The organism is Oceanisphaera sp. (assembly GCF_052084945.1).
In the GTDB taxonomy this organism is placed as follows: domain Bacteria; phylum Pseudomonadota; class Gammaproteobacteria; order Enterobacterales; family Aeromonadaceae; genus Oceanimonas.
This window is the reverse complement of record NZ_JBQDEX010000143.1, coordinates 1-5,695: the sequence shown is the minus strand read 5'-3', so window position 1 is coordinate 5,695 and position 5,695 is coordinate 1. Positions and strand designations below refer to the sequence as shown.

Genomic DNA, 5,695 nt, shown 5'->3' with positions numbered 1-5,695 from the left:
CACGAAACCACCATTACCACTGCCATCGGCGTTGCCGGCAGGGTTAGCCCCTGCATCAGGCAAACCGGCAGCGGTGGCTTCAAAAGCTTGGGTCGGGTCTTGACCATCCAAAATTGCCGCTTGCAATGCGGCAACATCGTCGCTGCCAACATCTAATATTTGTGGGGCTTGGGCGGCATCTAGTAATTCTTTGGGGATTTCGGTTAAGCTATCTTCATTCAGCTCTAACCTAAAGTCGGGGCCTTGCACCACGACTTTTGAGCCTGATTCAGTCATCACAATAGCGCCAGCAAGAACTTCATCGCCTTGTTGCAGCGCAACCTTTTCTCCGTTGGCTGTGAGCACGAAAGCATTACCAACTAATTCAATTACTGTTGCATGTTCCATGTTGACTCCCGTCACTATTAGCTAGCTGGTTATTCAAGTTGCTATTAATAGTAGTTGGAGTAATGAGAACCATCTATTAGCATTAATCGACCAATACAAGGCTAAAAAACGCTCAACTATTCTACTTTTTAGAATGAAATGTTGGATACTAAGTAAAAAAATACCGACTCTCAGTCGGTATTTTATCAATTACGTTATTAAGTGAGCTATTTTAAAGCACATCATTAGCATTTAACTCGCCAAAGGCCTGCTCTAAACGGGCTATCATGCTGTTTTGCCCCTCACGTAACCAAGCACGGGGATCGTAGTATTTTTTGTTTGGCTTTTCGTCACCATCTGGGTTACCGATTTGGCCTTGCAGGTAATCTTGCTTGGCTTTGTAGTAATCCATAACGCCGGCCCATGTGGCCCACTGGGTATCTGTGTCAATGTTCATTTTGATCACGCCATAACCAATAGACTCTTCAATTTCTGCCGCTGATGAGCCTGAGCCGCCATGAAACACAAAGTCTAATGATTTAGCGGGTAGCCCAAACTTTTCAGATACGTGCTTTTGTGAGTTATCTAGAATTTTCGGGGTAAGCTTAACGTTACCTGGCTTATAAACGCCGTGCACGTTGCCAAAAGAGGCTGCAATGGTAAACATATCACTAATAGCACTGAGCTTTTCATAGGCATAAGCGACATCTTCTGGCTGGGTGTACAGCAGTGAACTGTCCATACCAGTATTGTCTACGCCGTCTTCTTCGCCGCCGGTGCAACCTAATTCAATTTCTAGCGTCATGCCAATCTTGCTCATACGTGCTAGATACTGGCCACAAATCTCAATGTTTTCTTCTAGAGACTCTTCAGACAGGTCAATCATGTGCGAGCTAAACAGCGGCTTGCCAGTTTCAGCATAGTGTTTTTCACCGGCATCCAATAAGCCATCAATCCATGGGAGTAGTTTTTTAGCCGCATGGTCGGTGTGCAAGATAACCGGCACCCCATAAGCTTTCGCCATAGTATGCACATGCTGCGCACCTGAGATAGCCCCTAAGATAGCGGCTTGATGGCCTTCGAGTTTTAACCCTTTACCGGCAAAAAACGCCGCACCACCATTCGAGAACTGAACCACAACCGGTGCTTTAACTTTGGCAGCAGCTTCTAGTACGGCGTTAACAGAGTCACTGCCTACTACGTTAACTGCAGGTAGTGCAAAGGCGTTTTCTTTAGCGATAGCAAAGATTTTTTGCATATCATGGCCACATACCACACCGGGTTTTACCACATCTAAAATTTTCTGAGACATTAACTTTCTCCTCACTAAAACACAGTCGGCGGACACGCTGATCCGCCGAGATAAATCAAAATATTACTCGTTTGCTCTTTGCTCTAGCATGGCAACTGCGGGTAGGGTTTTCCCTTCTACAAACTCTAAAAAGGCACCGCCCCCCGTTGAGATATAAGAAATTTGTTCTTTAATACCGAACAGGTCAATGGCTGCTAGGGTATCACCACCACCGGCAATAGAGAATGCTTCGCTCTCGGCAATGGCGTTGGCCACAATATGGGTGCCATTGCGAAACTGTTCAAATTCAAACACGCCCACAGGGCCATTCCAGATGATGGTTTTGGCTTTTCTTAAGATGTCGGCTAATTCATGAGCCGAGCTGTCACCCAAGTCAAGAATTTGTTCATTATCTTGTACCTCTGCCACATTTTTTACGCAAGCTACAGCCGAGTCAGAAAACTCAGTAGCGGTACGTACATCGGTAGGCAATGGAATATCACACTTGGCCATCAGGCGTTTGGCTTCGGGGATCAAATCGGCTTCGTGTAATGACTTACCTACATTATGACCAGCAGCGGCCACAAACGTATTAGAGATACCGCCTCCTACCACCAGCTGATCCGCAATATTGGATAAAGACTCGAGTACGGTCAGCTTAGTAGAGACTTTAGAGCCCCCCACTACCGCAACTAAAGGGCGAGCAGGATTATCCAGAGCTTTAGCCAGGGCGGCTAGTTCAGCTGATAATAGTGGGCCGGCGCACGCGATAGGGGCAAATTTGGCCACGCCATGGGTTGAAGCTTGGGCACGGTGGGCAGTACCAAAGGCATCCATTACAAACACATCGCATAAGGCGGCATATTGGCGAGCTAGTGTCTCGTCGTCTTTTTTCTCGCCCAGGTTAAAGCGCACATTCTCTAATACCACCAGCTCGTTGCTGGCCAGCTCAACGCCTTCAATGTAGTCTTTTGCTAGGCGTACCGGAACCGTCAGCACCTTTTGCAAATAATCGACCACAGGCTGTAATGAAAACTCGGCTGCATATTCGCCTTCGGTGGGGCGACCTAAATGTGAAGTCACCATGACTTTGGCACCTTGAGCCAAGGCGGCTTTAATGGTGGGAAGTGATGCTAAAATACGGGCATCTGAACTCACCACGCCGTCTTTAATTGGCACATTCAAATCGGCACGGATCAGTACGCGCTTAGCAGATAAATCGAGTTGGTTCATCGTCATCACAGACATTGGGGGCGTCCTTTATATAGCAGTTAGATAAGTAAGTAGTTAATGTTTATTTGAGCCAAGCAAGACTGGTGTCGAGCATGCGATTAGCAAAGCCCCATTCGTTATCACACCACATCAGCATTTTAATTAAGTTAGCGTCACTCACCCGCGTTTGGGTGCCATCTATAATGGAAGAGTGAGGGTCATGGTTGAAATCAACCGACACCAAAGGCGCTTCGGTGTAATCTAAAATGCCTTTTAGTGGACCCTGAGCAGCCTCACGTAATACTTGGTTAACCGCTTCAACCGTGGCTTTTTGCTCAACCAAGATACTTAAGTCCATGGCCGTTACGTTAATGGTGGGAACGCGCACTGAAATAGCTTCAAATTTACCCGCAAAATGCGGCAAGATGCGCTCTACCCCTTTGGCAAGCTTGGTATCAACGGGAATAATAGATTGGCTAGCGGCACGAGTACGGCGCAAATCGCCGTGGTAGGCATCAATCACTTGCTGATCGTTCATGGCAGAGTGAATGGTGGTGATGTTACCACATTTAATATTAAAGGCTTGGTGCAGGGTTTCTATTACAGGCACCACGCAGTTGGTAGTACAAGATGCATTAGAGACCATGGTTTCGGCCCCCGTCAGCTGCTGGTGATTTACCCCATACACAATGGTGGCATCTAAGTCGTTATCGCCCGGATGAGAAAATAACACCTTTTTAGCACCGGCTTGAATATGCTGGTTGGCATCGTCGCGGCTAGAATGCACACCAGTACACTCGAGTACTAAATCAACCGCTAATTCAGCCCAAGGCAACTTAGCCGGATCTGACTCATGGCATAAGCGAATAATATCGCCATGAATGTCAAAGGCGTTATCAAGTAGCTTGACCTCGTGACCAAAGCGGCCATGACTGGAGTCATATCGGGTTAGGTGCGCCATAGCTTCGGGCTCTGCGAGCTCGTTAATGGCCACAACTTTCATCTGGCTGTGTAGGTTACGCTCATAAAAAGCCCGTAATACACTGCGCCCTATACGGCCATAGCCGTTAATGGCGATTCGGATCATTGACTGTTATTCCCTGAAGGCTTGAGGCTGCGACTTTTTATTAATGCCGCTTAATCTAAGCACAAGTTTAACGGGGATTGGCAACAAGGGGAATGGCTGTGACTATGATGATGGCTGAAAAAGAGAGCTCAGCCACGTCTGTGGCTGAGTTTTTATCCAATACCTAGCTCAATCTAGCTTTTCTAGGTGGATCAATATGCGATTAATATTCGTGTGGCACGAGTATCTGCTCTTCATCTGTTTCCTCTACTTCAGGCTGAGGAAAATCGAGCTCCATCTGACAAGCTTGGGCTTCGGCAATTTCTTCCGCTTCCATATGCGGAAACACCTCTTCTAGCGGAATATCTACAAACTCTTCGTTACGGGGGTCAAGTGTGGCTAATACCCCCACGGTTTCGGCTGAGCTTGGGATATAATGTGCTTGATCAGCCACTTCAACCATCTTCACGTCTAAGCGCCAATACCAAGTATAAGCCCCTAGCAGCAAAGCAATGCCCATGTTGCCATAATATAAGCCTTGCGCCCCCAGCCATGTCATCATGCTAGAACTGAATAAGGGTCCTAAGGCGCTACCCAAGCCATAGCTCAATAACAAAGTGGTGCTGGCGGCCACTATATATTGTGCGTCCATGCGGTCATTGGTAATCGCCACGGCCACGGGATAGATAGCGACCACCATTCCCATATAGAGCGCCGAGAAGCCAATTAAGAAGCCCAAATGGTAAGGCCCTGCAAACACGACCCCCAGCGCGCTTAATATCACGATAATATTTATCCAGATCATAATTTTACTACGATCTAGCTGATCACACAGCCGACCTAATGGCCAAGCAAACAAAATGAAGGTAAAAACTGAAGCTGCCATAAAGTAAGAGAGTTGCTCTACTTCTAGCCCAACTTGAATAGCATATACTGGTGCCATGGCATAAAAGCTGGTGATCAGCATGCCACTGCATAAAGCCGCCAATAGGCCTAAAGGCACTTTTTTTATAATAAACTTTATGCTTACCCGCTCACTATTTTCTATGGTTGGGGCATCCATACGACTTAACGATAACGGCACCAGTGCCGCTGTTAGCACTATGGCGCCTAGGGTGAAGGGCACAAACGCAGAGGGGTCGGTAAAGCCGATAAGCAGTTGACCCGCTGTTGCCGCTAAGTAAGTACAAATTTGATAGGAGAAAAATAAAGTCGCGCGGTTATCGTTATTAGCCACGGCACTAAACCAACTTTCAATAACAATAAAGCATCCTGCAACTGCAACACCACCAAAGGCTCTTAATAATGACCAAATGATAATGCTTTCGGTTAGCGGGTAAATCAGGGTTGAGCTACCTAAAAAAGCACTGAATACAGCAAAGGCACGAATGTGCCCTACTCGCTTAATAACTCTTTTTCCATACAAGGATCCCACCACAAAGCCTATTGAGTAACAGACCATAATGGCGCCAATTAGGGTTGGCTCTACGCCTTTTAGCCCTAAATTAACCCCCAACAACGTCATAACAAAGGTATTACCACCCATAAGAAGTAACACGCTAAATATCAATGCAGAAAGTGAAATGACCAAAGGTTTTATCATGCCAAGCCTTATTGATTGTGGGAGTCAAAAGATCGAAGCTGAAAGCTCGAAGCTAAAATATAAACCATTTTTTGCCACGAAATACACAGAAGAACACCAACCTAATACCAATCTGTAAAACTAACTGATCAAAATTTTTCGCCACGGAACCCACGGA

At 46.5% G+C, this 5,695-nt stretch carries 5 protein-coding genes; all 5 read right to left on the bottom strand.

Annotated elements, in window-relative coordinates; genetic code table 11:
* Positions 1 to 387, bottom strand: a 387-nt coding sequence (locus tag ACTHY5_RS10980; RefSeq protein WP_441879571.1) for a retention module-containing protein, incomplete at its 3' end; no start/stop codon positions are given.
* 211 nt (positions 388 to 598) lie between these two features.
* The gene (gene fbaA, locus ACTHY5_RS10975) at positions 599 to 1,678 is read right to left on the bottom strand and encodes a class II fructose-bisphosphate aldolase (RefSeq protein ID WP_441879569.1); all 1,080 of its coding nucleotides are present in this window, start codon (positions 1,676 to 1,678) and stop codon (positions 599 to 601) included.
* Between the two features lie 63 nt (positions 1,679 to 1,741).
* On the bottom strand, positions 1,742 to 2,905 hold the full coding sequence (locus tag ACTHY5_RS10970; RefSeq protein ID WP_441879567.1) for a phosphoglycerate kinase: 1,164 nt from the start codon (positions 2,903 to 2,905) through the stop codon (positions 1,742 to 1,744).
* A gap of 46 nt (positions 2,906 to 2,951) precedes the next feature.
* The gene (epd, locus tag ACTHY5_RS10965; RefSeq protein WP_441879565.1) at positions 2,952 to 3,956 is read right to left on the bottom strand and encodes an erythrose-4-phosphate dehydrogenase; all 1,005 of its coding nucleotides are present in this window, start codon (positions 3,954 to 3,956) and stop codon (positions 2,952 to 2,954) included.
* A 202-nt stretch (positions 3,957 to 4,158) separates the two neighbouring features.
* The gene (locus ACTHY5_RS10960) at positions 4,159 to 5,538 is read right to left on the bottom strand and encodes an MFS transporter (RefSeq protein WP_441879563.1); all 1,380 of its coding nucleotides are present in this window, start codon (positions 5,536 to 5,538) and stop codon (positions 4,159 to 4,161) included.
* Positions 5,539 to 5,695: the final 157 nt, after the last annotated feature.

Bases quoted from the DNA above. Each gene is read 5' to 3' on its own strand.
- fbaA (WP_441879569.1), bottom strand. From the start codon at position 1,678: ATGTCTCAGAAAATTTTAGATGTGGTAAAACCCGGTGTGGTATGTGGC.
- ACTHY5_RS10970 (WP_441879567.1), bottom strand. From the start codon at position 2,905: ATGTCTGTGATGACGATGAACCAACTCGATTTATCTGCTAAGCGCGTA.
- epd (WP_441879565.1), bottom strand. From the start codon at position 3,956: ATGATCCGAATCGCCATTAACGGCTATGGCCGTATAGGGCGCAGTGTA.
- ACTHY5_RS10960 (WP_441879563.1), bottom strand. From the start codon at position 5,538: ATGATAAAACCTTTGGTCATTTCACTTTCTGCATTGATATTTAGCGTG.